This is a genomic window from Streptomyces sp. JNUCC 63, assembly GCF_054366325.1.
The window spans coordinates 3,382,132-3,407,936 of sequence record NZ_CM135963.1 but is presented as its reverse complement, the minus strand read 5'-3'; the positions used below and the strand labels follow the sequence as shown (position 1 = coordinate 3,407,936).

The following is a 25,805-nucleotide window of genomic DNA, read 5'->3' as shown; positions in this document are numbered from 1 at the left end:
CGAGACCAGGGCAAAGTCTACCGGCGGTCCTCCTGCTCCCGTGGGGCCTCTCGGCGACGGGAGCGCGGCAGGACCCGCAGCGCATCCCCGATGTCGGCGACTTCCAGAACCTTCATCCCCGGCGGAATCCTTCCCGGGTCGCCCGGCACGAGCGCGTGCGTGAAGCCCAGGCGGTGGGCCTCCGAGAGCCGGCGCTGCACGCCCGTGACCCGTCTGACCTCGCCCGCCAGACCCACCTCGCCGATCGCGACGAGGTTCTTCGGCAGCGGGGTGTCACTCGCGGCCGACGCCAGCGCCAGGGCGACCGCGAGGTCCGCGGCAGGCTCGGACAGCTTCACACCACCGACCGTCGCCGAGTAGATGTCCCGCTTGCCCAGCGCGCTGATCCGGCCCCGCTGCTCCAGGACGGCCAGCATCATCGAGACCCGGGAGGTCTCCAGGCCCGACGTCGTACGGCGCGGGGAGGGGATCTGGGAGTCGACGGTGAGTGCCTGGACCTCGGCGACCAGGGGGCGGCGGCCCTCCAGGGTGACGGTCAGGCAGGTGCCGGGCACCGGCTCGTCGCGGCGGGTCAGGAACAGACCGCTGGGGTCGGCCAGGCCCGTGATGCCCTCGTCGTGCAGCTCGAAGCAGCCGACCTCGTCCGTCGCGCCGTAGCGGTTCTTGACGCCGCGGACCAGGCGCAGGCGCGCGTGCCGGTCGCCCTCGAAGTGCAGGACGACGTCCACCAGGTGCTCCAGCAGGCGCGGGCCCGCGATCGCGCCGTCCTTGGTGACATGGCCCACCAGGAGCGTGGACATCCCGCGCTCCTTGGAGGCGCGGATCAGCGCCCCCGCCACCTCCCGGACCTGCGCCATGCCGCCGGGCGCACCGTCGATGTCGGGGGAGGCGACCGTCTGCACCGAGTCGAGGACGAGCAGCGAGGGCTTCACCGCGTCCAAGTGGCCGAGGACGGCGGCCAGGTCGGTCTCGGCGGCCAGATACAGGTGGTCGTCGATGGCGCCGATGCGGTCGGCGCGCAGACGGACCTGGCTCGCCGACTCCTCGCCCGTGACGTACAGCGTGCGGTGCTCGTCGCTCGCGGACTTGGCCGCCACGTCCAGCAGCAGCGTGGACTTGCCGACGCCGGGCTCGCCGGCGAGGAGGACGACGGCACCGGGGACGAGCCCGCCGCCGAGGACGCGGTCGAGCTCGGGCACGCCGGTGGTCCGGGCGGTGGCCTGGCGGCCGTCGACCTGGCCGATGGGCAGGGCGGAGGTGGTGACCCGGCCCGGCGCCGTCGTACGGACCGCGGGCGCGCCGTACTCCTCGACCGTGCCCCAGGCCTGGCACTCGGGGCAGCGGCCGAGCCACTTGGCCGTCTGCCAGCCGCATTCCGTGCAGCGGTAGGACGGGCGGTCCTTGGTGGTCTTGGTACGGGCAGCCATGGAGAAAACCGTAACCGCCGGCACTGACAGCACCGTCCCCGGGAGGGCGCCCTCGGACGAGTCACGGAACGGAAGGCTCCCCCTCCCCTTATGAGGGATCGTTTCACCCGTACGAATTAAAAGTGCTCAAGGGACAAGAGCGGACGATCCCGCGCCGCATACGGTCGTACGGGTGATGAGCAGCAGTCCGGACACCACGACCCGCACGACCGGTGCGCACCGGACGCACCGCGAAGCGCGCGACCGCGCCGCCGCGCGCACCCTGGCGCAGTGCCCGCCCGCGCCCTACGAGCCGTACCTCGACGGCTTGTTCACCTACTGCCTGTCCGTGCTCTGCGACCACGACGCGGCGACCGCCGCCCTCGGGAACGCGCTGGCGTTCGCCGAGCGGCGCGGGCAGCGCGGACCCGGGACCGCGGGCGAGCGCCGGGCCTGGCTGTACGCGCTGGCCCGCTGGGCGTGCCTGCGCAAGCTGGCCGAGGCCAGGCAGAAACGTCGGAGCACGCACGCCGCGGGCCGCGACGACCACCGGCACGGGCGCGTGCGGCCGGCGGCCCCGCCCGTCTCCGACGAGGTCCAGCGGGAGCGGCGACGCGAACTCTCCCTGCTCGCCTGGCCGGAGGCCGCCGGCACCACCCCGGAGCAGCGCGAGGCCCTGGAACTCGCCGTACGCCACCACCTCGCCGCCCACGAGGTCGCCGCCGTCCTCGGCATGAACCTCGCCGCCACCCGGGAACTCCTCGCCGCGGCCGCCTGCGAGGTGGAGCGCACGCGCGCGGCGCTCGCCGTCGTCGAGACCGGCACCTGCCCGAGCGTGTCCCGTCTGACCGGCGACGACCAGGTGGTGCTCGGCGCGGCACTGCGGCGCGAGCTCGTCCGGCACGTCGACGACTGTCCGCGCTGCCGCCGCACCGCCGGGCGCGCCCTGCCCGGCCGGTGGCCCGGCGCCACCGTCGCACCCGCCGAGCTGCCCGTCCTCACGGCGCCCCGCGCGGTCCTGCACATGGCGTCGGCGCACCACCCGCGCGCGCGGAGCACCGCCCCCCGCTTCGACCGGCGCGGCTTCCCCATGGACCCCAAGGACCGCGCGGCCCGCAGGGACCGGCTGCGCGCGGGTGCCGTCACGACGACCGTGGTGGCCACCGTGGTGGCCGCCCCCGTGCTGGCCCTGTGGGCCGCCTACCGGGGCGCCCCCACCGGCGAGGGCCCCGGCGGCCCCTCCACCACCGCGCGCGAGGCGCACGACCCGGGTGCCCCGGGCGGCGAGGCGGCGGGCAGCGGGTACGAGAACGCCGGCAACGCGGCCCCCGGGCCCGACGCCCGCTTCGGCAGGGGCGGCGGACCCGATGTCTCCGTGGAGGTCGTCAGCGTCACCGGCGCCGGCCACAAGGACGGCCACCTGACGGTGACCGCCGCCGGTGACGGCGACACCACACTGATCAAGCTCGCCGCCTCCGGGCCCGGGCCGGTCCGCTGGTCGGCCTCCACCGGGGCGTCCTGGCTCTATCTGAGCCGCGCATCGGGAACCCTGAAGCCCGGCGAGTCGTTGACGATCAAGGTGTACGTCGACCACCTGCGCGAGCCGTCCGGCCACTGGAGCGCGCGCGTGGCGATCGCGCCCGCCGGCGTCGTCGTCTCCATCGACGGCCACGGCACCGCGCCCAGCCCCTCGAACCCCGGCCCCACTTCTCCGGCCGGCCCGTCCCCGGCTCCCGACCCGCACCCCACACCGACCCAGTCCGCCCCCAGGAGCCCTGCGAGCCCCCCGGCCGACCCACCGTCGTCCGACCCGGCGCCGACCCCGACCGAGTCCACCCCGCCCGACCCGGGCGGGCACCCCCCGGCACCCGAGGACAGCGACGACCCGAGCAGCCCGAGTCCGCCGGACAGCCCCGGCTAGGGTCTTTCGATCGGATCAGGCCGGATCGGCCGGATGCGGTGCCAGCAGCGGCAGCCCGGAGGCCAGGCGCTCCTCGCACAGCTCGACCAGGCGGTCGTAGCCGGCCTTGCCCATCAGCTCGGTCAGCTCGGCCCGGTAGGAGACGTACACCGGCTCGCCCGCGCCGTGCGCCGACGTCGCCGAGGTGCACCACCAGTGCAGGTCGTGCCCGCCCGGGCCCCAGCCCCTGCGGTCGTACTCGCCGATCGACACCTGCAGCACACGCGTGTCGTCGGGCCGGTCGATCCACTCGAAGGTCCGCCGGATCGGCAGCTGCCAGCACACGTCCGGCTTGGTCTCCAGCGGCTCGCGACCCTCCTTCAGCGCCAGGATGTGCAGCGAGCAGCCCATGCCGGCGGGGAAGCCGGGCCGGTTCTGGAAGATGCACGAACCCTGGAACCGGCGGGTCTGCCGGGAGCCCTCCTCGTCCTCCGAGACCCAGCCGCCCGCCATGCCCTCGGCATGGTTCTGCCAGATGTCCGGTGTGAGCTTCGCCACGTGCTCGGCAACCCGCTTCTCGTCGTCCTCGTCGGAGAAGTGGGCGCCCAGCGTGCAGCACCCGTCGTCCGCGCGGCCCGCCTGGATGCCCTGGCAGCCGCTGCCGAAGATGCAGCTCCAACGAGAGGTCAGCCATGTCAGATCACAGCGGAAGACCTGCTCGTCGTCCGCCGGATCCGGGAACTCCACCCACGCGCGCGCGAAGTCGAGCCCCTTCTCGTCGGCTTCCGAACCCCGCTTCTTCGGCTTCACCGCTTTCACCCGGTTCGCCGGGTTCGCCGATTTATCGGTCTTCGCCTTTTTCGTCTTTGGCACCCGTCCAGGGTAAGTCGCCGGACAGCGCGGCCGGGACCGCCCCGGCCAGGGCATCCGGGCCGGACGGCGTCCCAGGTGGCAGTAGCGTTCCGTGCATGAGACTCGGTGTCCTCGACGTGGGTTCGAACACGGTCCACCTGCTGGTGGTCGACGCACACCCCGGCGCACGCCCGCTGCCCGCGCACTCGCACAAGACCGAGCTGCGTCTCGCCCAACTCCTCGACGACGACGGCGCGATCGGCTCCGACGGCGTCGACAGACTCGTCGCGGTGATCCACGAGGCACTCCAGGCCGCCGAGGACAAGGGCGTCGAGGACCTGCTGCCGTTCGCGACCTCCGCCGTGCGCGAGGCAGGCAACGCCGACGACGTCCTCGCGCGCGTGCGGAGCGAGACCGGCGTCGCGCTCCAGGTGCTCAGCGGCGCGGAGGAGGCCCGCCTCACCTTCCTCGCCGCCCGCCGCTGGTTCGGCTGGTCGGCGGGGAAGCTGCTGGTCCTGGACATCGGCGGCGGCTCGCTGGAGATCGCCTACGGCATCGACGAGGAGCCCGACGCGGCCGTGTCGCTGCCGCTCGGCGCGGGTCGGCTCACCGCCGCCTGGCTGCCCGGCGACCCACCCGCCCCCAAGGACGTCAGGGCGCTGCGCCGCCATGTGCGCACCGAGATCGCGCGGACCGTGGGCGAGTTCAGCCGGTTCGGCGCCCCCGACCACGTCGTCGCCACCTCGAAGACGTTCAAGCAGCTCGCCCGCCTGGCCGGCGCCGCCCGCTCCACCGAGGGCCTGTACGTCCAGCGCGAGCTGAAGCGCGAGTCCCTGGAGGCATGGGTGCCCAGGCTCTCCGGCATGACGAACGACGAGCGCTGCGAACTCCCCGGCGTCTCCGACGGGCGAGCGAGCCAGCTCCTGGCCGGCGCCCTGGTCGCCGAGGGCACGATGGACCTGTTCGGAGTGGAAAGCCTGGAGATATGCCCGTGGGCGCTGAGGGAGGGCGTGATCCTGCGGCGCCTTGATCACATGGGTTCCGCTTGATCACGTGGGTTCCGCGTAGAAACCACGCGCAGAAACCAAGGGGCGCGGTGGATTGTGCGGCAGACCACAAACGACCGCGGCCGGCCCATGACGAACACCACAACGGCGAACAGGCACCCCGCGTCACCCAACCGCACCCCGTAACCTGTCCCTCGTGGTGGAACCCGTTCGCATCCCGGATGCGAAGGTCGCCCTGTCGACGGCCTCCGTCTATCCGGAGTCGACGGCGACGGCCTTCGAGATCGCCGCGCGCCTCGGATACGACGGCGTCGAGGTCATGGTGTGGAACGATCCCGTCAGCCAGGACATCGAGTCGCTGCGCAGGCTCAGCGACTACCACCGGATCCCGATCCTCGCCGTGCACGCCCCCTGCCTGCTGATCACACAGCGGGTCTGGTCCACCGACCCCTGGGTCAAGCTCCAGCGCGCGAAGGCGGCCGCCGAGAAGCTCGGCGCGAGCACGGTCGTGGTCCACCCGCCGTTCCGCTGGCAGCGCCAGTACGCCCGTGACTTCGTCACCGGCGTCTGGCGCATGGCGAACGAGACCGATGTGCGGTTCGCCGTCGAGAACATGTACCCCTGGCGCTACCGCGACCGCGAGATGCTCGCCTACGCCCCCGACTGGGACGTCACCAAGGACGACTACCGCCACTTCACGATCGACCTCAGCCATGCGGCGACGGCCCGCACCGACGCCCTGCAGATGGTCGACCGCATGGGCGACCGGCTCGGACACGTGCACCTCGCCGACGGCAAGGGCTCGGCGAAGGACGAGCACCTGGTGCCCGGCCGCGGTTTCCAGCCCTGCGCCGAGGTGCTGGAACGTCTCGCCCTGTCCGGCTTCGACGGTCATGTCGTCATCGAGGTCAACACCCGCCGCGCCATGTCCAGCGCCGAGCGCGAGGCCGATCTCGCCGAGGCCCTGGCCTTCACCCGGCTGCATCTGGCCTCGGCGATGCAGGTGCCCCGGCGATGACCGGCGCCACCGCCCGGCGCCGCGGCCGCCCCCGCCGCGAGGAGGCCGCCGACACCCGCGACCACATCCTGACCGCCGCCCGCGAGGAGTTCTCCGAGCACGGCTACGAGAAGACCTCCGTACGCGGCATCGCCAAGGCCGCCGGGGTCGACTCGGCCCTGGTGCACCACTACTTCGGCACCAAGGAGCAGGTGTTCGAGGCGGCGGTCGCGGTCATCTTCGCCCCCGCCCTGAACGCCCCGGACGCGCTCGCCGACGCCCCCCCGGACGACGTGGGCGAACGTCTGGCCCGGTTCTTCTTCGGCGTCTGGGAGAACCCTGCCACCCGTACGCCGCTGCTGGCGATCGTCCGCTCCGCGCTGACCAACGACACCGCGGCCGCCGTCTTCCGCCGGCTGATCGCCTCCCAGCTGCTGCGCCGCATCGCCGGCCGGCTCGACCTGCCCGACGCGGAGCTGCGTGCCGAACTCGCCGCCTCCCAGCTGGTGGGGTGCGCGATCCTGCGGTACGTGATCAAGCTGGAGCCGCTGGCGTCGGCGGACGCGGAGCAGATCGTCGCGCGGCTGGCGCCCGTGGTGCAGGGGCACCTCACGGGCTCCTGACCCGCCCCCCGCAGCGGAGCGTGTCCCGCCCCGCCGTCCCCGAGACACGCGTCCCGTATGCCGGACGTCGCGTCCCGATCCCTGGATGACCGGCGTAGGCTCGATTGAGTCAGTACCCTGCCAGGACCGCCCGGCGTCCCGGCGGAACGTCCCGAAGGAGCGAGCGACGATGCCCGAGCTGAGGTCCCGCACGGTCACCCACGGCCGCAACATGGCGGGCGCCCGTGCCCTGATGCGCGCCTCCGGTGTACCCGGTGCGGACATCGGCCGGAAGCCGATCATCGCGGTCGCCAACAGCTTCACCGAGTTCGTGCCCGGTCACACCCACCTGCAGCCGGTCGGCCGGATCGTCAGCGAGGCGGTCCGCGAGGCGGGCGGCATTCCGCGCGAGTTCAACACCATCGCCGTCGACGACGGCATCGCGATGGGCCACGGCGGCATGCTGTACTCGCTGCCCTCCCGCGACCTGATCGCGGACAGCGTCGAGTACATGGTCGAGGCGCACTGCGCCGACGCCCTGATCTGCATCTCCAACTGCGACAAGATCACCCCGGGCATGCTGATGGCCGCCCTGCGGCTGAACATCCCGACGGTCTTCGTCTCCGGCGGCCCGATGGAGTCCGGCCGGGCCACCCTGGTCGACGGCACGGTCCGCACCCTCGACCTGATCGACGCGATCGCCGACGCCGCCAACGACAAGGTCTCCGACGAGGACATCCTCCGCATCGAGGAGAACGCCTGTCCGACCTGCGGCTCCTGTTCCGGCATGTTCACCGCCAACTCGATGAACTGCCTGACCGAGGCGATCGGCCTGTCCCTGCCCGGCAACGGCTCGGTCCTGGCCACCCACACGGCCCGCAAGGCGCTGTACGAGAACGCGGCCCGCACGGTGATGGACCTCACCCGCCGCTACTACGAGCAGGACGACGACACCGTCCTGCCGCGCAACATCGCCACCTCCGCGGCCTTCGAGAACGCGATGGCCCTGGACATCGCGATGGGCGGCTCGACCAACACGATCCTGCACCTGCTGGCCGCCGCCCAGGAGGCCGGCGTCCCCTTCGGCCTGGAGGAGATCGACCAGGTCTCCCGCCGGGTGCCGTGCCTGGCGAAGGTCGCCCCGAACGTCGCCAAGGACCGCACGTACTACATGGAGGACGTGCACCGCGCCGGCGGCATCCCCGCCCTGCTCGGCGAGCTGCACCGCGCGGGCCTGCTGAACGAGGACGTGCACGCGGTCCACAGCCCCTCCCTCGCGGACTGGCTCAAGACCTGGGACGTGCGCGGCGGCTCCCCGTCCCCCGAGGCGGTCGAACTGTGGCACGCGGCCCCCGGCTGCCGGCGTTCGGCGGAGGCCTTCTCCCAGTCCGAGCGCTGGGAGGCCCTGGACACCGACGCCGAGGACGGCTGCATCCGCTCCGCCGAGCACGCCTACTCCAAGGACGGCGGCCTGGCGGTCCTCAAGGGCAACCTGGCCGTCGACGGCTGCGTGGTGAAGACCGCGGGCGTCGACGAGTCCATCTGGACCTTCGAGGGCCCGGCGGTCGTCTGCGAGTCGCAGGAGGAGGCCGTCCAGAAGATCCTCACCCAGCAGGTCAAGGAGGGCGACGTCGTCGTCATCCGCTACGAGGGCCCCAAGGGCGGCCCCGGCATGCAGGAGATGCTCTACCCGACCTCGTACCTGAAGGGCCGTGGCCTGGGCAAGGCCTGCGCCCTGATCACCGACGGCCGCTTCTCCGGCGGCACCTCGGGCCTGTCCATCGGCCACGCCTCCCCGGAGGCGGCCTCAGGCGGCACGATCGCGCTCGTCGAGGACGGCGACCGCATCCGCATCGACATCCCGAACCGCACCATCGAGCTGCTCGTCGACGACGCGGAGCTGACCCGCCGCGAGCAGGCGCTGAACGGCGTGTACACCCCGAAGAACCGCGACCGCAAGATCTCGGCGGCCCTGCGGGCCTACGCCGCGATGGCCACCAGCGCGGACAAGGGCGCCGTCCGGGACGTCTCGAAGCTGGGCTGATCCGCGCGGACCCGTCCGGACCTGTGGGGGCCGTCTCCTCGGAGGCGGCCCCTCGGCGTGTCACCAGAACTGTGACCAGGGCCGTGACCAGGGCCGTGACCAGGTCCGTCACCAGGACGACGGATCGCGGCCGTCCACGGCGAAGACGGTCCCGTCGGGGGCGCCGGCGTAGACATGACCGTTGACGACCACGGGTGCGGGCAGCGCCGCCGCGATCCGGTCCGCGTGCTCGCCGAGCCGCGGCCGGGTCTGGCCGACGATCCGCCCGGTGCGGGTGCCGACCGCCAGCAGCCGGCCGTCCCCGGCGAGGAAGTAGACGTGGTCGGCGTCGGCCGCCGGTGCCGAGCCGCGGCTGACGGCCGTCTCCAGCCGCCACCGCACCTTCCGGGCCGCCAGGTCGACCGCGTCCAGCGAGCCACCGCCGCCCAGCAGGTGGACCACATCGCCGTGCACACTCGCCTGGACCGTGTCGCGCGGCACGGGCAGCGTGACCCGGACCAACGCCCTGGACGCCGGGGTGTAGCGGACCACGGCGCTCACCCGTCCGAAGGCCGCCTCCTCGGAGAGCAGGACGAGGGAGCCGTCCCGGCTGCCCACAGGTGTCAGCAGCCCGCTCAGCCGCGCCTCCCAGCGCACATCGCCCGTCGCCGGGTCCACCGCGACGACCCGCGTGGACGACCCGTCGTCCGACGAGCTCACCGCGTACGCCAGCGGATCACCGGCGAACGAGGAGAAGTGGGGAAGCGGCAGATCCGGCACCCGCCGGCTCCACCTGGTCCCGCCCGATCCGGCGTCCACCCCGCGCACCAGCCCGTCGGTGCCGGTGAGCAGCAGCATGCCGCCGACGGACCGCACCCCGCTGTATGCCGGAACGTTCCGCTGCCAGCGCGGCCTGCCCGAGTCCGGATCCAGGGCCTCCAGCCGCTGCCCGTGATCCGTCATCGGCTGCACCAAGCCACCCGCGACGACCGGCGGCACGCCGGTGAGCACCTTGGGAACGGAGCGCCGCCACAGCAGGCTCCCGTCCGCCGGATCGAGGGCGTAGACCAGCCCCGGCCGCGCACAGAACAGCTTTCCGGCCCCGTACGAGCACTGGGGCGCACCCTCACCCCCGGACACGGACGTCGCCACCCATCCGGAGAACGCCGCCGACGTGGCTCCGGGCAGAGTGGTCTCCGGTGCCGAGCTGTTCACCGTGGGGCCGCCGTCGAGCAGCTGGACCGAGGCGAGCCCGCCGCCGACGGCCAGTCCCAGCACCCCGGCGGCCAGAGCGAGCCGCTTGGAGCGCGGGCGCCGCCCGGCCCGCCTCTCCGGCGTGCCCTCGGCCTCCCCGGCGCGGGACCCGGACGGCGACGCGTGATCACCGTCTTCGCCGAGGGCCCCGGAGGGCTCATGCGTCCGCTGCTCCGGTATGAACGCCTGCGTGTCGTACGACGCCGCCACCGACCGCAGCTCCCGCATCAGCTCGTCCGGCGTGGGCCGGTCCTCGGGCTCCTTGGCCAGGCAGCGCAGCACGAGCGGCGCCAGGTTTTGCGGTACGCCGGTCAGGTCGGGCTCGTCGTGCACGACCTGGTAGGCGACGACGTACGGGCTGTCGGAGTCGAACGGCCCGCGCCCGGTCGCCGCGTGCACCAGCACGGACCCGAGCGCGAAGATGTCGGCGGCCGGACCGACCTCCCGCGGTCGGCGGAACTGCTCGGGTGCCATGAAGGGCGGCGTACCGATCAGCTTGCCGGTCTCGGTGCGCAGTTCGCTGTCCTTCGGGCGGGAGATGCCGAAGTCGATGACCTTCGGCCCGTCCTCGGCGAGCAGTACGTTGCTCGGCTTGAGATCCCGGTGGACGACGCCGACGCGGTGAATGTCGCGCAGCGCCTCGGCGAGCCCGGCCGTCAGCCGCCGCAACTGGGCCGGAGCCATGGGCCCGTTCCGCTTCACCTCGTCCGAGAGCGTGGGCCCGGGAATGAACAGGGTGGCCATCCAGGGCCGTTCGGCCTCCGGGTCGGCGTCGACGACGGGCGCGGTGAACGCACCGCTCACCCTGCGGGCCGCCGCCACCTCCTGCCGGAACCGCCCCCTGAACTCGGGGTCCCTGGCGAACCGGGCATGCACGACCTTCACCGCGAGCTTCAGTCCCGAGGTGCTGCGGGCCAGATGCACCACGCCCATGCCACCGGAGCCCAGACACGACTCCAGGTGGTAGTGACCGGCGTACTCCGGAAATTCCGCTTCCGCGCCCGCTCCGGTGTTGCGCTGTGGCGTCATGGACCACCCCCGTGCTGTTCGTTCGCGCGCGCGACGGACGCTCGGAGCCTAGTCGATGACTCGAACGGGGCCGAGGCGGCTTGCTGGTGATCACGTGCGAATTGCGCACATGTGTTTCGTGGCACGTTTGCGGGGAATGAACGGGACCCCATGGCAGTCATGGGGTGGGAACGGGGGAGGTTTCTCATGTCTGTCGACCGTGCCGAAAAGCGTGTCGGGGAGACCGGTGACGACGTGGCGGCGGAGGCCGTCGCGACCGTGGCGGCCGTGAAGTACTACCCGGTGGCGCCGGGCGTCCAGCTCAACGTCCGCAGCGGCCCCGGCACCGGCTACAGCATCGTCCGGGTTCTGCCCGAGGGCGCCTCCGTGCCGATCTACTGCCAAACGCCGGGTACGACGGTGTCGGGCTACTACGGCACCTCGAACATCTGGAACAACATCGGCACCGGCCAGTACGTCTCCGACACCTACGTGAAGACCGGCAGCGACGGTTACGTGGCCGGCCGCTGCGGCTGATCCCGGACGGAGCCCGTGGAAACCCGGCAGCCATAATCGAGCCGTGAGCGACGACAACGGCACCCCGGACGACCCCGCGGGCTCCGCGGCGGCCTCCGCAGGCCCCCGCCCCGAGCCCCTCCGCTTCTTCGGCACCACCTGGGTGAACCACGACGGCGGCTACACCGCCCGCCGCATCGGCGTCGCCGTCGGCTCACTCGCCGTGGCCGCAGCCGCCTGCTTCGTGCTCCGCTTCGCCTACCAGGGGCTCCAGATCGCCGACTCGGGCTCCTTCGTGACGCTCCTGGTCGTCGTGATGTTCGCGGTGTGCAGCGCGCTCGCCTTCGGCCACACCTGGGAGGGCTTCGGCAAGCGCCCCGACCCCGACCGCCAGGCCTCCCTGCGCGGCCTGCTCGCCGTCGGCTTCGTCGGCTCCCTCCTCGCCTACTTCTTCCGCTCGCTCATCGAGGCCCCCGGCGAGAAACTGCACCGTGAGGAGTACCAGCGCGCCCGCGAACAGCACGAACGCCGCGCCACCCGCCGCTCGGGCAACCCATCGAAGAAGCGCCGCCGCTCCTGACCGGACAGGGAGCGCACGGCTCTTGGTCCGCGCCGCGCCACCGAAACCCCCTGTCCCCGGCGGGCTTACGGCCCCACGATGACCGTATGACCGCATCCACGCCGCCCGCCCGGAGCCACGACGCCCGCCACGCCGACCGAGCCCACTCCTTCAACGCCGCCGCGGCCCAGTACGCGGCGAACCGTCCTTCCTATCCGCCCGCCCTCTTCGACGCGCTCGAGGAACTCACCGGCCGGCCCCTCGCAGGTGCCCGCGTCGCCGACATAGGAGCCGGGACCGGCATCTCGACCGCCCTGCTGCACGAGCGCGGCGCCGACGTGCTGGCCGTCGAGCCAGGCGACGGCATGGCGGCCCGGTTCCGACTCACCCTCCCCGGCATCCCGCTCGTACGGGGCAACGGCAACGCCCTCCCACTTGCCGACTCCTCGGCCGACCTCCTCACCTACGCCCAGTCCTGGCACTGGACCGACCCTGCCCGCTCGGTCCCGGAGGCCCTGCGCGTGCTGCGCCCCGGCGGCGCCCTGGCGCTGTGGTGGAACACCGACGCCGTCGGTATCCAGTGGATCGCCGAGGCAGGCGATCGCATCGGCCGCTTCCTCGGCATCGACGTCTTCGCCGAGAAGCGCGCGGCCGGCGCCCGCACAGGCCAGGCCGACCCCACCGGACGTCTCCGCTTCACCCGCCGCGAGGTCCGCTGGAGCCGCCGGGTGCCGGTCGACACCCACCTCGCCAACATCGGCAGCCACTCGCTGTTCCTGATCTGCCCCGAGGAACGCAAGGCAGCCTTCCTCGCCGAGGAGCGCGACCACCTGCTGAAGGTCTTCCCGGACGGCATGGTGGAGGAGACCTACGACGTCTCCCTCCTCGTCGCCACCGCACCCTGATCCGACACCACGCGTCATCCTCTCCTCCCACTTGACGGCACCCTCCCTCGCACGCCTTAATCATCACATGATGAATATTGCCTCCGGCCCACCCGATCCGGAAACGGATGCCGTCCGAGCCGAAGACCTGACCGTCGTCCGAGGCCCCCGCGCCGTCCTGCGGGGCCTCGACTTCACCATTTCGCGTGGCCGGATCACCGGTCTGCTCGGCCCCTCCGGCTGCGGCAAGTCCACCCTCATGCGTGCGATCGTCGGGACCCAGGCCAAGGTGAGCGGCACCCTGGAGATCCTCGGTCTCCCCGCCGGCCACGCCACCCTCCGCAACCGCATCGGCTACGTCACCCAAGCCCCCTCCGTCTACGACGACCTGACGATCCGCCAGAACCTCGAATACTTCGCCGCCGTCCTCGACCCGGGCCGCGCCGCCGCCGAACGCCGCCGGGACCACGTCGGCCGCGCCATCGCCGACGTCGACCTCACCGCCCACGCCGACGCCCTCGCCGGCAACCTCTCCGGCGGCCAGCGCAGCCGCGTCTCCCTCGCCGTCGCCCTCCTCGGCACCCCCGAACTGCTGGTCCTCGACGAACCCACCGTCGGCCTCGACCCCGTCCTGCGCCGCGACCTGTGGGACCTCTTCCACCACATCGCCGACACCCGCGGCGCCACCCTCCTCGTCTCCTCCCACGTCATGGACGAGGCCGAGCGCTGCCACCGCCTCCTCCTCATGCGCGAGGGCGAGATCCTCGCCGACGACACCCCGGAAGCACTCCGCTCCCGCACCGGCGCCGAAACCGTCGAAGCGGCCTTCCTGCACCTGGTCGACGAGGCGGTCGCCGCGGACCGTGCCAAGGAGACGACACGATGACCACGACCACCGCCCCCGCCGCACCCCGCGCCCTGAGCGCCGCCCGCACCACCGCCACCGCCGCCCGGGTGCTGCGCCAGCTCCGCCACGACCCCCGCACCATCGCCCTGATGCTGCTGGTCCCCTGCCTGATGCTGGTCCTGCTGCGCTACGTCTTCGACGGCAGCCCGCGCACCTTCGACAACATCGGCGCCTCGCTCCTCGGCGTCTTCCCGCTGATCACCATGTTCCTGGTGACCTCGATCGCCACCCTGCGCGAACGCACCTCCGGCACCCTCGAACGCCTCCTCGCCATGCCCCTCGGCAAGGGCGACCTCATCGCCGGCTACGCCCTTGCCTTCGGCGCCCTCGCGATCATCCAGTCCGCCCTGGCCACGGGCCTGGCCCTGTGGCTCCTCGGCCTCGACGTCACCGGCTCACCCTGGCTGCTCCTGCTGGTCGCCCTGCTCGACGCCCTCCTCGGCACCGCGCTCGGCCTCTTCGTCTCCGCCTTCGCCGCCTCCGAGTTCCAGGCGGTCCAGTTCATGCCGGCGGTGATCTTCCCCCAACTCCTCCTCTGCGGCCTGTTCACACCCCGCCCCGACATGCACCCCGCCCTGGAAGCGATCTCCGACGTCCTCCCGATGTCCTACGCGGTCGACGCCATGAACGAGGTCCTGCGCCACACCGACGTGACGACCACATTCGTCCGCGACGTACTGATCGTGGCCGGCTGCGCCCTGCTGGTCCTCGGCCTCGGAGCGGCCACCCTCAGACGACGCACCGCATAGACCGTACGGAGCGGAAGGCGTCCCGCCAGCCGGACAACCCGCCCGCACCCGGCACCGCCGGTGCGAGGATGAATCACATGAGCCAGAAAGTCGCAGTCCTCGGCACCGGCAAGATCGGCGAAGCCCTGCTCAGCGGAATGATCCGAGGCGGCTGGACCCCCGCCGACCTGCTGGTCACCGCCCGCCGTCCCGAACGGGCCGAAGAACTCCGCGCCCGCCACGGAGTCACCCCGGTCACCAACCCGGAAGCAGCGAAGACCGCCGACACCCTGATCCTCACCGTCAAACCCCAGGACATGGGCACCCTCCTCGACGAACTCGCCCCGCACATCCCCGCCGACCGTCTGATCATCAGCGGCGCGGCGGGCATCCCCACCTCCTTCTACGAGGAGCGCCTGGCCCCCGGCACCCCGGTCGTCCGCGTCATGACGAACACCCCCGCCCTCGTCGACGAGGCCATGTCCGTCATCTCAGCCGGCACCCACGCCACCGCCGAACACCTCGCCCACGCCGAGGAGATCTTCGGCTCCGTCGGCAAGACGCTCCGTGTCCCCGAGTCCCAGCAGGACGCCTGCACCGCCCTGTCCGGCTCGGGCCCGGCCTACTTCTTCTATCTGGTCGAGGCCATGACCGACGCCGGCATCCTCCTCGGCCTGCCCCGCGACAAGGCCCACGAGCTGATCGTCCAGTCCGCGATCGGCGCCGCCGTGATGCTCCGCGACAGCGGGGAGCACCCCGTGAAACTCCGAGAGAACGTCACCTCGCCGGCCGGCACGACGATCAACGCCATCCGCGAACTGGAGAACCACGGGGTACGTGCCGCACTCATCGCCGCACTGGAAGCCGCCCGCGACCGCAGCCGCGAGCTGGCCTCCGGCAACAACTGACTCCGGCACCGGGCGGTCGGTCGTCGTCCGCCGCCCGGCGGCTGCCCGCCTGGCCGTCCCTCAGGCGGGCAGCAAGCCGATCGCCCGGTACGCCGCGTCCACCCTCGGCCGCGCCATCTCCCCGGCCTTCTCCGCGCCCGTCCGCAACACCCCCTCCACATACGCCGGATCCGCGCACATCTCCCTGTGCCTTGCCTGTACCGGCCTCAGGACCTCGACCACGGCCTCCGCGGTGTCCTTCTTCAAGGCGCCGTACGACTCATATACACCGCTCAGGTCCTCCGGGTTCCCACCCTCACAGGCGGCCAGAATCTCCAGCAGGTTCGCGACCCCGGGATGCTCCTGCCGGTCGTAGACGACGTCCCGCCCACTGTCGGTCACCGCTCGCATGATCTTCTTCCGCACGACCTCCGGCTCGTCGAGCAGGTAGACGATGCCCGGTCCGGAGTCGTCGGACTTCCCCATCTTCGACGTCGGGTCCTGCAGGTTCATCACCCGCGCCGCCACCTGCGGGTGGGTCGCCTTCGGCACCACGAACGTGTGCCCGTACCGCTGGTTGAACCGCACGGCCAGATCACGGGCCAGCTCCACGTGCTGCGTCTGGTCGTCCCCGACCGGCACCTCGTCCGTGCCGTACGCCAGGATGTCCGCGGCCATCAGCACCGGATACGTCAGCAGCGACAGCCGCACGCTCCCGCCCCGCTGCTGCTCGCGCGCCGCCTTCTCCTTGTACTGGATCATCCGCCGCATCTCACCGTCGGTGGCCACGCACTCCAGCAGGTACGACAGCCGGGCGTGCTCGTCCACATGGCTCTGCACGAACACGGTGCACCGCTCCGGATCGAGCCCCGACGCCAGCAGCAGTGTCGCCGCCTGCCGGCTGAGCCTGCGCACGCGCGCGGGGTCGTGGTCCACGGTCAGCGCGTGCAGATCGACGATGCAGAACAATGCCTCCGACCGGTGCTGGTCCACCTCGGCCCACTGCCGCATGGCGCCCAGGTAGTTCCCCAGCGTCAGGTGGCCGGTCGGTTTGATCCCGCTGAAGACCCGTGTCATCTCCACTCCATCTCCTGGTCGAGGCCGCCGTCCCCGGCCGGCCGCCCCTCGGAGCTCTGGGGGAGATACGAGAACGGCCGCCGAAGCGGCGGCCGTTGCAATGCATACGTGAGTACGGCCGCCGTCAGGCGGCCCACCACTGCTGGGTACACGTACGCGTAGTCACGTCCACGAGAGTACGCCCCTGGGGTGGCGCCCGCCCGTGAGTTGACACAGCCCGCCCGGATACGTAGTGTTCTCCGAGTTGCCCGACGTGAGAGCCGACTCCGGTCGGTCCCCGGGTAGCCTTTCCGCAGTACCACCCTTTACTCGACGACAGTCGTGTTCATTGGCGTGCGTATTCGCGGAATGAGGAATCCGCGTTCGAAAGGACGCAACCCCCGATTCGCTCGGGAGCAGGGAATCCGCTAAAGTCTCACTCGTCGGAACGGCCCAACGGCCGTGATGACAAACCCCGCTGACTGGGGATCAGGCCGAAAGAGATCTGATAGAGTCGGGGCCGCCGGAAAGGAAAGCGCGAGAGCGTGAACCTGGAAGGCACCGAGGAAATCGGATCGGAAAGGTCTGATAGAGTCGGAAACACCGAAGGGAAGCGCCCGGAGGAAAGCCCGCGAGGGTGAGTACGAAGGAAGCGGCCGTTCCTTGAGAACTCAACAGCGTGCCAAAAATCAACGCCAGATATGTTGATACCCCGTCCGTCGGAACACTCCGATGGTCGTGGTTCCTTTGAAGAAACACAGCGAGGACGCTGTGTGCGAGGGGATCATTCCTCCTCTCGCACCGCTCTCGTGGTGTCGACCGGATTACCGGTAAACATTCACGGAGAGTTTGATCCTGGCTCAGGACGAACGCTGGCGGCGTGCTTAACACATGCAAGTCGAACGATGAAGCCCCTCGGGGTGGATTAGTGGCGAACGGGTGAGTAACACGTGGGCAATCTGCCCTTCACTTCGGGACAAGCCCTGGAAACGGGGTCTAATACCGGATATCACTCCCGCAGGCATCTGCGGGGGTCGAAAGCTCCGGCGGTGAAGGATGAGCCCGCGGCCTATCAGCTGGTTGGTGAGGTAACGGCTCACCAAGGCGACGACGGGTAGCCGGCCTGAGAGGGCGACCGGCCACACTGGGACTGAGACACGGCCCAGACTCCTACGGGAGGCAGCAGTGGGGAATATTGCACAATGGGCGCAAGCCTGATGCAGCGACGCCGCGTGAGGGATGACGGCCTTCGGGTTGTAAACCTCTTTCAGCAGGGAAGAAGCGCAAGTGACGGTACCTGCAGAAGAAGCGCCGGCTAACTACGTGCCAGCAGCCGCGGTAATACGTAGGGCGCGAGCGTTGTCCGGAATTATTGGGCGTAAAGAGCTCGTAGGCGGCTTGTCACGTCGGGTGTGAAAGCCCGGGGCTTAACCCCGGGTCTGCATTCGATACGGGCTGGCTAGAGTGTGGTAGGGGAGATCGGAATTCCTGGTGTAGCGGTGAAATGCGCAGATATCAGGAGGAACACCGGTGGCGAAGGCGGATCTCTGGGCCATTACTGACGCTGAGGAGCGAAAGCGTGGGGAGCGAACAGGATTAGATACCCTGGTAGTCCACGCCGTAAACGGTGGGAACTAGGTGTTGGCGACATTCCACGTCGTCGGTGCCGCAGCTAACGCATTAAGTTCCCCGCCTGGGGAGTACGGCCGCAAGGCTAAAACTCAAAGGAATTGACGGGGGCCCGCACAAGCAGCGGAGCATGTGGCTTAATTCGACGCAACGCGAAGAACCTTACCAAGGCTTGACATACGCCGGAAAACCCTGGAGACAGGGTCCCCCTTGTGGTCGGTGTACAGGTGGTGCATGGCTGTCGTCAGCTCGTGTCGTGAGATGTTGGGTTAAGTCCCGCAACGAGCGCAACCCTTGTCCTGTGTTGCCAGCAGGCCCCTCGGGGTGCTGGGGACTCACAGGAGACCGCCGGGGTCAACTCGGAGGAAGGTGGGGACGACGTCAAGTCATCATGCCCCTTATGTCTTGGGCTGCACACGTGCTACAATGGCAGGTACAATGAGCTGCGATGCCGCGAGGCGGAGCGAATCTCAAAAAGCCTGTCTCAGTTCGGATTGGGGTCTGCAACTCGACCCCATGAAGTCGGAGTTGCTAGTAATCGCAGATCAGCAGTGCTGCGGTGAATACGTTCCCGGGCCTTGTACACACCGCCCGTCACGTCACGAAAGTCGGTAACACCCGAAGCCGGTGGCCCAACCCCTTGCGGGAGGGAGCCGTCGAAGGTGGGACTGGCGATTGGGACGAAGTCGTAACAAGGTAGCCGTACCGGAAGGTGCGGCTGGATCACCTCCTTTCTAAGGAGCACTTCTTGCCGGGCTTGCCCGGCCGGGGGCCAGTACACCGGCGAGTGCCCGGTGCTGGTTGCTCATGGGTGGAACGTTGATTATTCGGTACGGTCCAGGACGGACCAGGCGCTAGTACTGCCCTTCGGGGCGTGGAACGCTGGCCTGGTCGGCCGGTCGTGCCGGGCACGCTGTTGGGTGTCTGAGGGAATGACCTTTCCTCGGCCGCCGGCCCCAGTGAACTCCGGATGTTGTCCGGGGGTGATGGGTGGCTGGTCGTTGTTTGAGAACTGCACAGTGGACGCGAGCATCTGTGGCCAAGTTTTTAAGGGCGCACGGTGGATGCCTTGGCACCAGGAACCGATGAAGGACGCGGGAGGCCGCGATAGTCCCCGGGGAGCCGTCAACCAGGCTGTGATCCGGGGGTTTCCGAATGGGGAAACCCGGCAGTCGTCATGGGCTGTCACCCGCTGCTGAACACATAGGCAGTGCGGAGGGAACGCGGGGAAGTGAAACATCTCAGTACCCGCAGGAAGAGAAAACAACCGTGATTCCGGGAGTAGTGGCGAGCGAAACCGGATGAGGCCAAACCGTATGCGTGTGAGACCCGGCAGGGGTTGCGCATGCGGGGTTGTGGGATCTCTTTGCTGTTGTCTGCCGGCAACAGGACGAGTCAGAAACCGTTGGCGTAGGCGAAGGACATGCGAAAGGTCCGGCGCAGAGGGTAAGACCCCCGTAGCCGAAACGTCAGCGGCTCGTCGAAGAGACACCCAAGTAGCACGGGGCCCGAGAAATCCCGTGTGAATCCGGCGGGACCACCCGCCAAGCCTAAATATTCCCTGGTGACCGATAGCGGATAGTACCGTGAGGGAATGGTGAAAAGTACCCCGGGAGGGGAGTGAAATAGTACCTGAAACCGTGTGCCTACAAGCCGTGGGAGCGTCGGAACGAGGCTTGCCTCGTTCTCGTGACTGCGTGCCTTTTGAAGAATGAGCCTGCGAGTTTGCGGTGTGTTGCGAGGTTAACCCGGGTGGGGTAGCCGTAGCGAAAGCGAGTCCGAACAGGGCGGTTGAGTAGCACGCTCAAGACCCGAAGCGGAGTGATCTAGCCATGGGCAGGTTGAAGCGGAGGTAAGACTTCGTGGAGGACCGAACCCACCAGGGTTGAAAACCTGGGGGATGACCTGTGGTTAGGGGTGAAAGGCCAATCAAACTCCGTGATAGCTGGTTCTCCCCGAAATGCATTTAGGTGCAGCGTCGTGTGTTTCTTGCCGGAGGTAGAGCACTGGATAGGCGATGGGCCCTACCGGGTTACTGACCTTAGCCAAACTCCGAATGCCGGCAAGTGAGAGCGCGGCAGTGAGACCGTGGGGGATAAGCTCCATGGTCGAGAGGGAAACAGCCCAGAGCATCGACTAAGGCCCCCAAGCGTACGCTAAGTGGGAAAGGATGTGGAGTCGCTCAGACAACCAGGAGGTTGGCTTAGAAGCAGCCACCCTTGAAAGAGTGCGTAATAGCTCACTGGTCTAGTGATTCCGCGCCGACAATGTAGCGGGGCTCAAGCGTACCGCCGAAGTCGTGTCATTGCAGCATAACGGCCAACGCCGGCTGTGATGGGTAGGGGAGCGTCGTCTGCCGGGTGAAGCGGCACCGGAAGGTAGTCGTGGACGGTTGACGAGTGAGAATGCAGGCATGAGTAGCGATACACACGTGGGAAACGTGTGCGCCGATTGACCAAGGGTTCCTGGGTCAAGCTGATCTGCCCAGGGTAAGTCGGGACCTAAGGCGAGGCCGACAGGCGTAGTCGATGGACAACCGGTTGATATTCCGGTACCCGCTGTGAAGCGTCAAACATCGAGCATCGTGATGCTAAGGCCGTGAAGCCGCCCTGATCTCTTCGGAGTTGAGGGGAGTGGTGGAGCCGCCGGACCAAGCGGTCAGTAGGTGAGTGATGGGGTGACGCAGGAAGGTAGTCCAGCCCGGGCGGTGGTTGTCCCGGGGTAAGGGTGTAGGACGCCAGGCAGGCAAATCCGCCTGGCATGCAGTCCGAGACCCGATGCCGAGCCGATTGCGGCGAAGTGGATGATCCTATGCTGTCGAGAAAAGCCTCTAGCGAGTTTCATGGCGGCCCGTACCCTAAACCGACTCAGGTGGTCAGGTAGAGAATACCGAGGCGTTCGGGTGAACTATGGTTAAGGAACTCGGCAAAATGCCCCCGTAACTTCGGGAGAAGGGGGGCCGCGCCCGGTGACGAGTCTTGCACTCCGAGCTGGGGGTGGCCGCAGAGACCAGCGAGAAGCGACTGTTTACTAAAAACACAGGTCCGTGCGAAGCCGTAAGGCGAGGTATACGGACTGACGCCTGCCCGGTGCTGGAACGTTAAGGGGACCGGTTAGCTCACCTTCGGGTGGGCGAGGCTGAGAACTTAAGCGCCAGTAAACGGCGGTGGTAACTATAACCATCCTAAGGTAGCGAAATTCCTTGTCGGGTAAGTTCCGACCTGCACGAATGGCGTAACGACTTCTCGACTGTCTCAACCATAGGCCCGGTGAAATTGCACTACGAGTAAAGATGCTCGTTTCGCGCAGCAGGACGGAAAGACCCCGGGACCTTTACTACAGTTTGATATTGGTGTTCGGTTCGGCTTGTGTAGGATAGCTGGGAGACTGTGAAAGCCGCACGCCAGTGCGGTGGGAGTCGTCGTTGAAATACCAGTCTGGTCGTGCTGGATGTCTAACCTGGGTCCGTGATCCGGATCAGGGACAGTGTCTGATGGGTAGTTTAACTGGGGCGGTTGCCTCCTAAAGGGTAACGGAGGCGCCCAAAGGTTCCCTCAGCCTGGTTGGCAATCAGGTGGTGAGTGTAAGTGCACAAGGGAGCTTGACTGTGAGACCGACGGGTCGAGCAGGGACGAAAGTCGGGACTAGTGATCCGGCGGTGGCTTGTGGAAGCGCCGTCGCTCAACGGATAAAAGGTACCCCGGGGATAACAGGCTGATCTTCCCCAAGAGTCCATATCGACGGGATGGTTTGGCACCTCGATGTCGGCTCGTCGCATCCTGGGGCTGGAGTCGGTCCCAAGGGTTGGGCTGTTCGCCCATTAAAGCGGTACGCGAGCTGGGTTTAGAACGTCGTGAGACAGTTCGGTCCCTATCCGCTGTGCGCGCAGGAGTCTTGAGAAGGGCTGTCCCTAGTACGAGAGGACCGGGACGGACGAACCTCTGGTGTGCCAGTTGTTCTGCCAAGGGCATGGCTGGTTGGCTACGTTCGGGAGGGATAACCGCTGAAAGCATCTAAGCGGGAAGCCTGCTTCGAGATGAGGACTCCCACCCACTTGATGGGGTAAGGCTCCCAGTAGACGACTGGGTTGATAGGCCGGATCTGGAAGCGCCGCAAGGCGTGGAGGTGACCGGTACTAATAGGCCGAGGGCTTGTCCCCAGTTGCTCGCGTCCACTGTGTCGGTTCTGAAACCACGAACGGTCCCATGTGGCCACACATGGCCGGCTGACGGTTTCATAGTGTTTCGGTGGTCATAGCGTGAGGGAAACGCCCGGTCACATTCCGAACCCGGAAGCTAAGCCTCACAGCGCCGATGGTACTGCAGGGGGGACCCTGTGGGAGAGTAGGACACCGCCGAACAAATATTGAAGAAAACCCCGCACCTCACGGTGCGGGGTTTTCTGCGTTTAAGCTCGTGCGCATGCGCTACGACCTCGTCATCTTCGACAACGACGGCGTCCTCGTCGACAGCGAGCCCATTTCCAACCGGCTCCTGGCCGCCTATCTCACCGAGCTGGGCCACCCCACCTCGTACGAGGACTCCATCCGTGACTACATGGGGTCGGCAATGCACCGGATCCACGACCTGGTCCGGGAGCGGACGGGGCAACGGCTGCCGGACGACTTCGACGACGTCTTCCACGCCCGCGTCTTCGCGGCGTTCGAGCGGGAGTTGAAACCGGTGGCCGGCGTCGGCGACGTACTGGGGAAGCTGGTCGTGGACGGGTCGCCGTACTGTGTCGCGTCCTCGGGGAGCCATGAGCGGATCCGGGTGGGGCACCGGACGACCGGCCTCGACCGGTGGTTCGACGAGGAACGCATCTTCAGCTCGCAGGACGTGGGGCGGGGCAAGCCGGCGCCGGACCTGTTCCTGTACGCGGCCGAGCGGATGGGAGTCGCCCCGGAGCGGTGCGTCGTCGTCGAGGACTCCCCGCTGGGTGTGCAGGCGGCCGCCGCGGCCGGGATGGACGTCTACGGGTTCACGGCGACGACACCGGCCGCGAAGCTCACGCAGGCCACTCAACTCTTCTGCCGCATGGAGGAGTTGACCGGCCTGCTGGCATGACGCCGGACATGACGTCCGCCGGTGGAGCTGAGACGAATTCATCTTTGGCCGGATCTACCCACGGGTAGCACAGAGCCCTACGCTCGCCGCCATGACAGATGTGCTGCGGCGCGGTAGGGCCTCGCTGGCGTTCAGCTTCTTCGCGCAGGGCGTCACCTTCGCTCTCCTCGTGACGCGCATCCCGGCCGTCCAAAACCGGTACGGGGTCTCCGACGCGCTGCTGCCGGTGTTCCTGGCCGCCGTGCCGATCCTCGCCGGCGCCGGCAGCGTGACCACCGAACAGCTGGTGAAGCGAGTGCGGCCCAGCCGGTTGCTGCGCTGGTCCCAGCCCGTCGTCCTGCTGTCCCTGCTCGGTGTCGGGACAGGCGGCCGGATGGCCGAGCTGGGCGTCGCGCTCGCCGCCTTCGGGCTGGCCGTGGGCGCGCTGGACGCCTCGATGAACATGCTCGGGGTGAGCCTGCAGCGGACGTACGGCCGCAGCATCATGCTCGGCTTCCACGCCGCCTACAGCCTCGGCGGGATCGTGGGTGCCTCGCTGGCCTGGGCCGGGGCGCACTGGCATCTGGCGCTGTGGGTGTCGTATCTGCCGGTGGTGGCGGTGCTGCTGCCGGCGGCCCTGGTGGGGAGCCGGTGGTACGTCGACGAGCAGGCAGCGGTCGTATCCGAAGAGGCCGAAGAAGCCGAGAAGGCCGGCGGGAACGGGAGCGGGGCCGTCGCCTTCAAGCTGCTGCTGCCGCTGTGCCTGGTGATGACATTCGCGTACATCGGGGACTCGACCGTCTCCAACTGGAGCGCGAAGTACCTGCAGGACACACTGGGCGGCTCCGAGCAGCTGGCGACCGTGCCGTACAACGTGTACATGGTCACCACGCTGCTGGGGCGGACCATCGGGGACCGCGGAGTGCGCAGGTTCGGCGCCGTGACCGTCGTACGGCTGGGCGCGCTGGTGGCGGCGCTGGGGTTCGCGGTGGTCGCCGGGGCGCCCGGGGCCCGGGTGGGGATGCTGGGGTTCACCCTTCTGGGGCTGGGGCTGTGCGTGCTGGTGCCGCAGACCTTCGCGGCGGCAGGACGTCACGCTTTTGAAAATCACGGCCCGGGGGCCTCGGACGCGGCCGTCGCGCGGCTCAACATCTTCAATTACGTGGGTTTTCTGATCGGCTCTCCGCTCGTGGGCGCGCTGGGCGACGCCTGGAGCTATCGGGGGGCCATGCTGGTGCCCATGGTGTTGGTGCTGGTGACGTTGGTGTACGCCAGGTCGTTCGCGCCTCGGCCCGACCGATACCGTGGCGGTCATGAGCGGCCGCGCACAGCTGATGTGGGACGAGGCAGTAACGGGGTATGACTTCGGTCCGGGCCACCCGATGGACCCGGTCCGCCTCGCCCTGACCCGGAAACTGGTCGGCGCCCTCGGGCTCGACCGGGAGGCGCACCTGGTGGCGGCCAAGCCGGCCGGGGAGTCGACGCTGCGGCTCGTCCACCGGGAGGACTACATCGGTGCGGTGAAGGCCGCGTCGGCGAATCCGGGGGCGGCGAACGGGACGTACGGGCTGGGGACGCTCGACGATCCGGCCTTCGCCGGGATGCACGAGGTGTCCGCGCTGATCGCGGGGCAGTCGGTGGGTGCGGCGGAGGCGGTGTGGCGTGGGGACGCGCTGCACGCGGTGAACTTCGCCGGCGGGCTGCACCACGCGATGCCGGGCTGCGCGTCCGGCTTCTGCGTCTACAACGACGCCGCGCTGGCGATCGCGCGGCTGCTGGAGCTGGGCGCGGAGCGGGTCGCGTACGTCGACGTGGACGTACACCACGGAGACGGTGTGCAGGCGGCGTTCTGGGAGGACCCGCGTGTACTGACGATCTCGCTGCACGAGCATCCGCGGACGCTGTTCCCGCAGACGGGCTGGCCGGAGGAGACGGGGGCTCCGTCCGCGGAGGGGTCGGCCGTGAACCTGGCGCTGCCGGCCGGGACCGGGGACGCGGGGTGGCTGCGGGCGTTCCATGCCGTGGTGCCGGAGCTGCTCGCCGACTTCCGGCCGCAGGTGCTGGTGACGCAGCACGGGGCCGACACCCACTTCGAGGATCCGCTGGCGCATCTCGCGGTGTCGCTGGACGCGCAGCGGGCGGTGCAGGTGGCTTGTCACTCGCTGGCGCACGAGTACGCCGAGGGGCGATGGGTCGCGTTGGGCGGGGGCGGGTACGCGGTGGTGGAGGTCGTGCCCCGGTCGTGGACGCATCTGGTGGGGATCGCGGTGGGGCGACCGGTGGAGCCGGAGACGGTGATTCCCGAGAGCTGGCGGCAGGAAGTGTTCGCGCGGACACGGCAGTTGGGGCCGATGCGGATGACCGATGGGCGGTGGCCGGTTTCCTGGGCCGAGTGGGAGGCGGGGTACGACCCTGCGGATCGGTTGGATCAGGCGATCCTGGCCACTCGGCGAGCGGTGTTTCCGCTGCGGGGGTTGTTGGCGTAGCCGTGGGTTGGCGCGGGGGTGGGCGCAGGCTGAGCGGCTGCGACTGCCCGCAGGCCAGG

At 69.2% G+C, this 25,805-nt stretch carries 18 protein-coding genes and 3 rRNA genes; 17 read left to right on the top strand and 4 right to left on the bottom strand.

The annotated features are described in order from the left end of the window. Positions 1–17: 17 nt before the first annotated feature. Complete coding sequence (gene radA / locus ACX25U_RS15505) at positions 18–1,427, bottom strand: DNA repair protein RadA (RefSeq protein WP_454392522.1); 1,410 nt, start codon at positions 1,425–1,427, stop codon at positions 18–20. Positions 1,428–1,602: 175 nt separating this feature from the next. Here radA and ACX25U_RS15500 point away from each other — a divergent pair, with 175 nt between their 5' ends. Beyond that, the gene (locus ACX25U_RS15500) at positions 1,603–3,327 is read left to right on the top strand and encodes a BACON domain-containing protein (RefSeq protein ID WP_454392520.1); all 1,725 of its coding nucleotides are present in this window, start codon (positions 1,603–1,605) and stop codon (positions 3,325–3,327) included. 15 nt (positions 3,328–3,342) lie between these two features. On the opposite strand, the gene ACX25U_RS15495 is transcribed toward ACX25U_RS15500, so the two are convergent. Continuing rightward, entirely contained in the window at positions 3,343–4,179 is an 837-nt protein-coding gene (locus ACX25U_RS15495) for a hypothetical protein (protein WP_454392518.1), read from the bottom strand. 95 nt (positions 4,180–4,274) lie between these two features. Between ACX25U_RS15495 and ACX25U_RS15490 the strand changes: the two genes are divergently transcribed. From ACX25U_RS15490 to ilvD, 4 genes are all read left to right on the top strand, one after another. Beyond that, the gene (locus tag ACX25U_RS15490; RefSeq protein ID WP_454392516.1) at positions 4,275–5,207 is read left to right on the top strand and encodes a Ppx/GppA phosphatase family protein; all 933 of its coding nucleotides are present in this window, start codon (positions 4,275–4,277) and stop codon (positions 5,205–5,207) included. 154 nt (positions 5,208–5,361) lie between these two features. Further along, on the top strand, positions 5,362–6,183 hold the full coding sequence (locus ACX25U_RS15485) for a sugar phosphate isomerase/epimerase family protein (RefSeq protein WP_454392514.1): 822 nt from the start codon (positions 5,362–5,364) through the stop codon (positions 6,181–6,183). Continuing rightward, a complete protein-coding gene (locus ACX25U_RS15480; protein WP_454392512.1) occupies positions 6,180–6,785 on the top strand; it encodes a TetR/AcrR family transcriptional regulator in 606 nt (201 codons plus the stop codon). The genes ACX25U_RS15485 and ACX25U_RS15480 overlap by 4 nt, the downstream gene beginning before the upstream one ends. A gap of 169 nt (positions 6,786–6,954) precedes the next feature. After that, the gene (ilvD, locus tag ACX25U_RS15475) at positions 6,955–8,808 is read left to right on the top strand and encodes a dihydroxy-acid dehydratase (RefSeq protein ID WP_454392510.1); all 1,854 of its coding nucleotides are present in this window, start codon (positions 6,955–6,957) and stop codon (positions 8,806–8,808) included. Positions 8,809–8,916: 108 nt separating this feature from the next. On the opposite strand, the gene ACX25U_RS15470 is transcribed toward ilvD, so the two are convergent. Beyond that, positions 8,917–11,070: a protein kinase domain-containing protein gene (locus ACX25U_RS15470; protein ID WP_454392508.1), complete on the bottom strand. Its 2,154-nt coding sequence runs from the start codon at positions 11,068–11,070 to the stop codon at positions 8,917–8,919. A 186-nt stretch (positions 11,071–11,256) separates the two neighbouring features. Between ACX25U_RS15470 and ACX25U_RS15465 the strand changes: the two genes are divergently transcribed. From ACX25U_RS15465 to proC, 6 genes are all read left to right on the top strand, one after another. Next, complete coding sequence (locus ACX25U_RS15465; RefSeq protein ID WP_454392507.1) at positions 11,257–11,586, top strand: SH3 domain-containing protein; 330 nt, start codon at positions 11,257–11,259, stop codon at positions 11,584–11,586. A 43-nt stretch (positions 11,587–11,629) separates the two neighbouring features. Next, entirely contained in the window at positions 11,630–12,145 is a 516-nt protein-coding gene (locus ACX25U_RS15460) for an EamA/RhaT family transporter (RefSeq protein WP_454392505.1), read from the top strand. A gap of 86 nt (positions 12,146–12,231) precedes the next feature. After that, entirely contained in the window at positions 12,232–13,029 is a 798-nt protein-coding gene (locus ACX25U_RS15455; protein ID WP_454392503.1) for a class I SAM-dependent methyltransferase, read from the top strand. 67 nt (positions 13,030–13,096) lie between these two features. Beyond that, positions 13,097–13,894, top strand: a complete 798-nt coding sequence (locus tag ACX25U_RS15450; RefSeq protein WP_454392501.1) for an ABC transporter ATP-binding protein — start codon at positions 13,097–13,099, stop codon at positions 13,892–13,894. Beyond that, positions 13,891–14,664, top strand: coding sequence for an ABC transporter permease (locus ACX25U_RS15445; protein WP_454392499.1), 774 nt, complete (start codon positions 13,891–13,893; stop codon positions 14,662–14,664). Before ACX25U_RS15450 ends, ACX25U_RS15445 begins: the two co-directional genes overlap by 4 nt. Positions 14,665–14,741: 77 nt before the next feature. After that, positions 14,742–15,551: a pyrroline-5-carboxylate reductase gene (gene proC / locus ACX25U_RS15440; RefSeq protein ID WP_454392497.1), complete on the top strand. Its 810-nt coding sequence runs from the start codon at positions 14,742–14,744 to the stop codon at positions 15,549–15,551. 60 nt (positions 15,552–15,611) lie between these two features. Here the strand turns inward: proC and trpS are convergent, their stop codons facing one another. Continuing rightward, on the bottom strand, positions 15,612–16,607 hold the full coding sequence (trpS, locus tag ACX25U_RS15435) for a tryptophan--tRNA ligase (protein WP_454392495.1): 996 nt from the start codon (positions 16,605–16,607) through the stop codon (positions 15,612–15,614). 816 nt (positions 16,608–17,423) lie between these two features. On the opposite strand from trpS, the gene ACX25U_RS15430 reads away from it, so the two are divergent. The 6 genes from ACX25U_RS15430 to ACX25U_RS15405 all read left to right on the top strand — a co-directional run bounded on the left by ACX25U_RS15430 (position 17,424) and on the right by ACX25U_RS15405 (position 25,746). Then, positions 17,424–18,949 (top strand): 16S ribosomal RNA (locus ACX25U_RS15430). A gap of 303 nt (positions 18,950–19,252) precedes the next feature. Further along, positions 19,253–22,374 (top strand): 23S ribosomal RNA (locus tag ACX25U_RS15425). Positions 22,375–22,458: 84 nt separating this feature from the next. Beyond that, positions 22,459–22,575, top strand: a 5S ribosomal RNA gene (gene rrf, locus ACX25U_RS15420). The 16S, 23S and 5S rRNA genes sit together here, the layout of an rRNA operon. A 61-nt stretch (positions 22,576–22,636) precedes the next feature. Continuing rightward, positions 22,637–23,281: an HAD family hydrolase gene (locus ACX25U_RS15415; RefSeq protein ID WP_454392493.1), complete on the top strand. Its 645-nt coding sequence runs from the start codon at positions 22,637–22,639 to the stop codon at positions 23,279–23,281. A 91-nt stretch (positions 23,282–23,372) separates the two neighbouring features. Then, the gene (locus ACX25U_RS15410; protein WP_454392491.1) at positions 23,373–24,623 is read left to right on the top strand and encodes an MFS transporter; all 1,251 of its coding nucleotides are present in this window, start codon (positions 23,373–23,375) and stop codon (positions 24,621–24,623) included. Then, positions 24,574–25,746, top strand: coding sequence for an acetoin utilization protein AcuC (locus tag ACX25U_RS15405; RefSeq protein WP_454392489.1), 1,173 nt, complete (start codon positions 24,574–24,576; stop codon positions 25,744–25,746). The genes ACX25U_RS15410 and ACX25U_RS15405 overlap by 50 nt, the downstream gene beginning before the upstream one ends. Positions 25,747–25,805 lie beyond the last annotated feature (59 nt).

Coding starts and splice junctions, on each gene's coding strand:
- radA (WP_454392522.1), bottom strand. CDS start 1,427: ATGGCTGCCCGTACCAAGACCACCAAGGACCGCCCGTCCTACCGCTGC.
- ACX25U_RS15500 (WP_454392520.1), top strand. CDS start 1,603: ATGAGCAGCAGTCCGGACACCACGACCCGCACGACCGGTGCGCACCGG.
- ACX25U_RS15490 (WP_454392516.1), top strand. CDS start 4,275: ATGAGACTCGGTGTCCTCGACGTGGGTTCGAACACGGTCCACCTGCTG.
- ACX25U_RS15480 (WP_454392512.1), top strand. CDS start 6,180: ATGACCGGCGCCACCGCCCGGCGCCGCGGCCGCCCCCGCCGCGAGGAG.
- ilvD (WP_454392510.1), top strand. CDS start 6,955: ATGCCCGAGCTGAGGTCCCGCACGGTCACCCACGGCCGCAACATGGCG.
- ACX25U_RS15470 (WP_454392508.1), bottom strand. CDS start 11,070: ATGACGCCACAGCGCAACACCGGAGCGGGCGCGGAAGCGGAATTTCCG.
- ACX25U_RS15465 (WP_454392507.1), top strand. CDS start 11,257: ATGTCTGTCGACCGTGCCGAAAAGCGTGTCGGGGAGACCGGTGACGAC.
- ACX25U_RS15455 (WP_454392503.1), top strand. CDS start 12,232: ATGACCGCATCCACGCCGCCCGCCCGGAGCCACGACGCCCGCCACGCC.
- ACX25U_RS15450 (WP_454392501.1), top strand. CDS start 13,097: ATGATGAATATTGCCTCCGGCCCACCCGATCCGGAAACGGATGCCGTC.
- ACX25U_RS15445 (WP_454392499.1), top strand. CDS start 13,891: ATGACCACGACCACCGCCCCCGCCGCACCCCGCGCCCTGAGCGCCGCC.
- proC (WP_454392497.1), top strand. CDS start 14,742: ATGAGCCAGAAAGTCGCAGTCCTCGGCACCGGCAAGATCGGCGAAGCC.
- trpS (WP_454392495.1), bottom strand. CDS start 16,607: ATGACACGGGTCTTCAGCGGGATCAAACCGACCGGCCACCTGACGCTG.
- ACX25U_RS15415 (WP_454392493.1), top strand. CDS start 22,637: ATGCGCTACGACCTCGTCATCTTCGACAACGACGGCGTCCTCGTCGAC.
- ACX25U_RS15410 (WP_454392491.1), top strand. CDS start 23,373: ATGACAGATGTGCTGCGGCGCGGTAGGGCCTCGCTGGCGTTCAGCTTC.
- ACX25U_RS15405 (WP_454392489.1), top strand. CDS start 24,574: ATGAGCGGCCGCGCACAGCTGATGTGGGACGAGGCAGTAACGGGGTAT.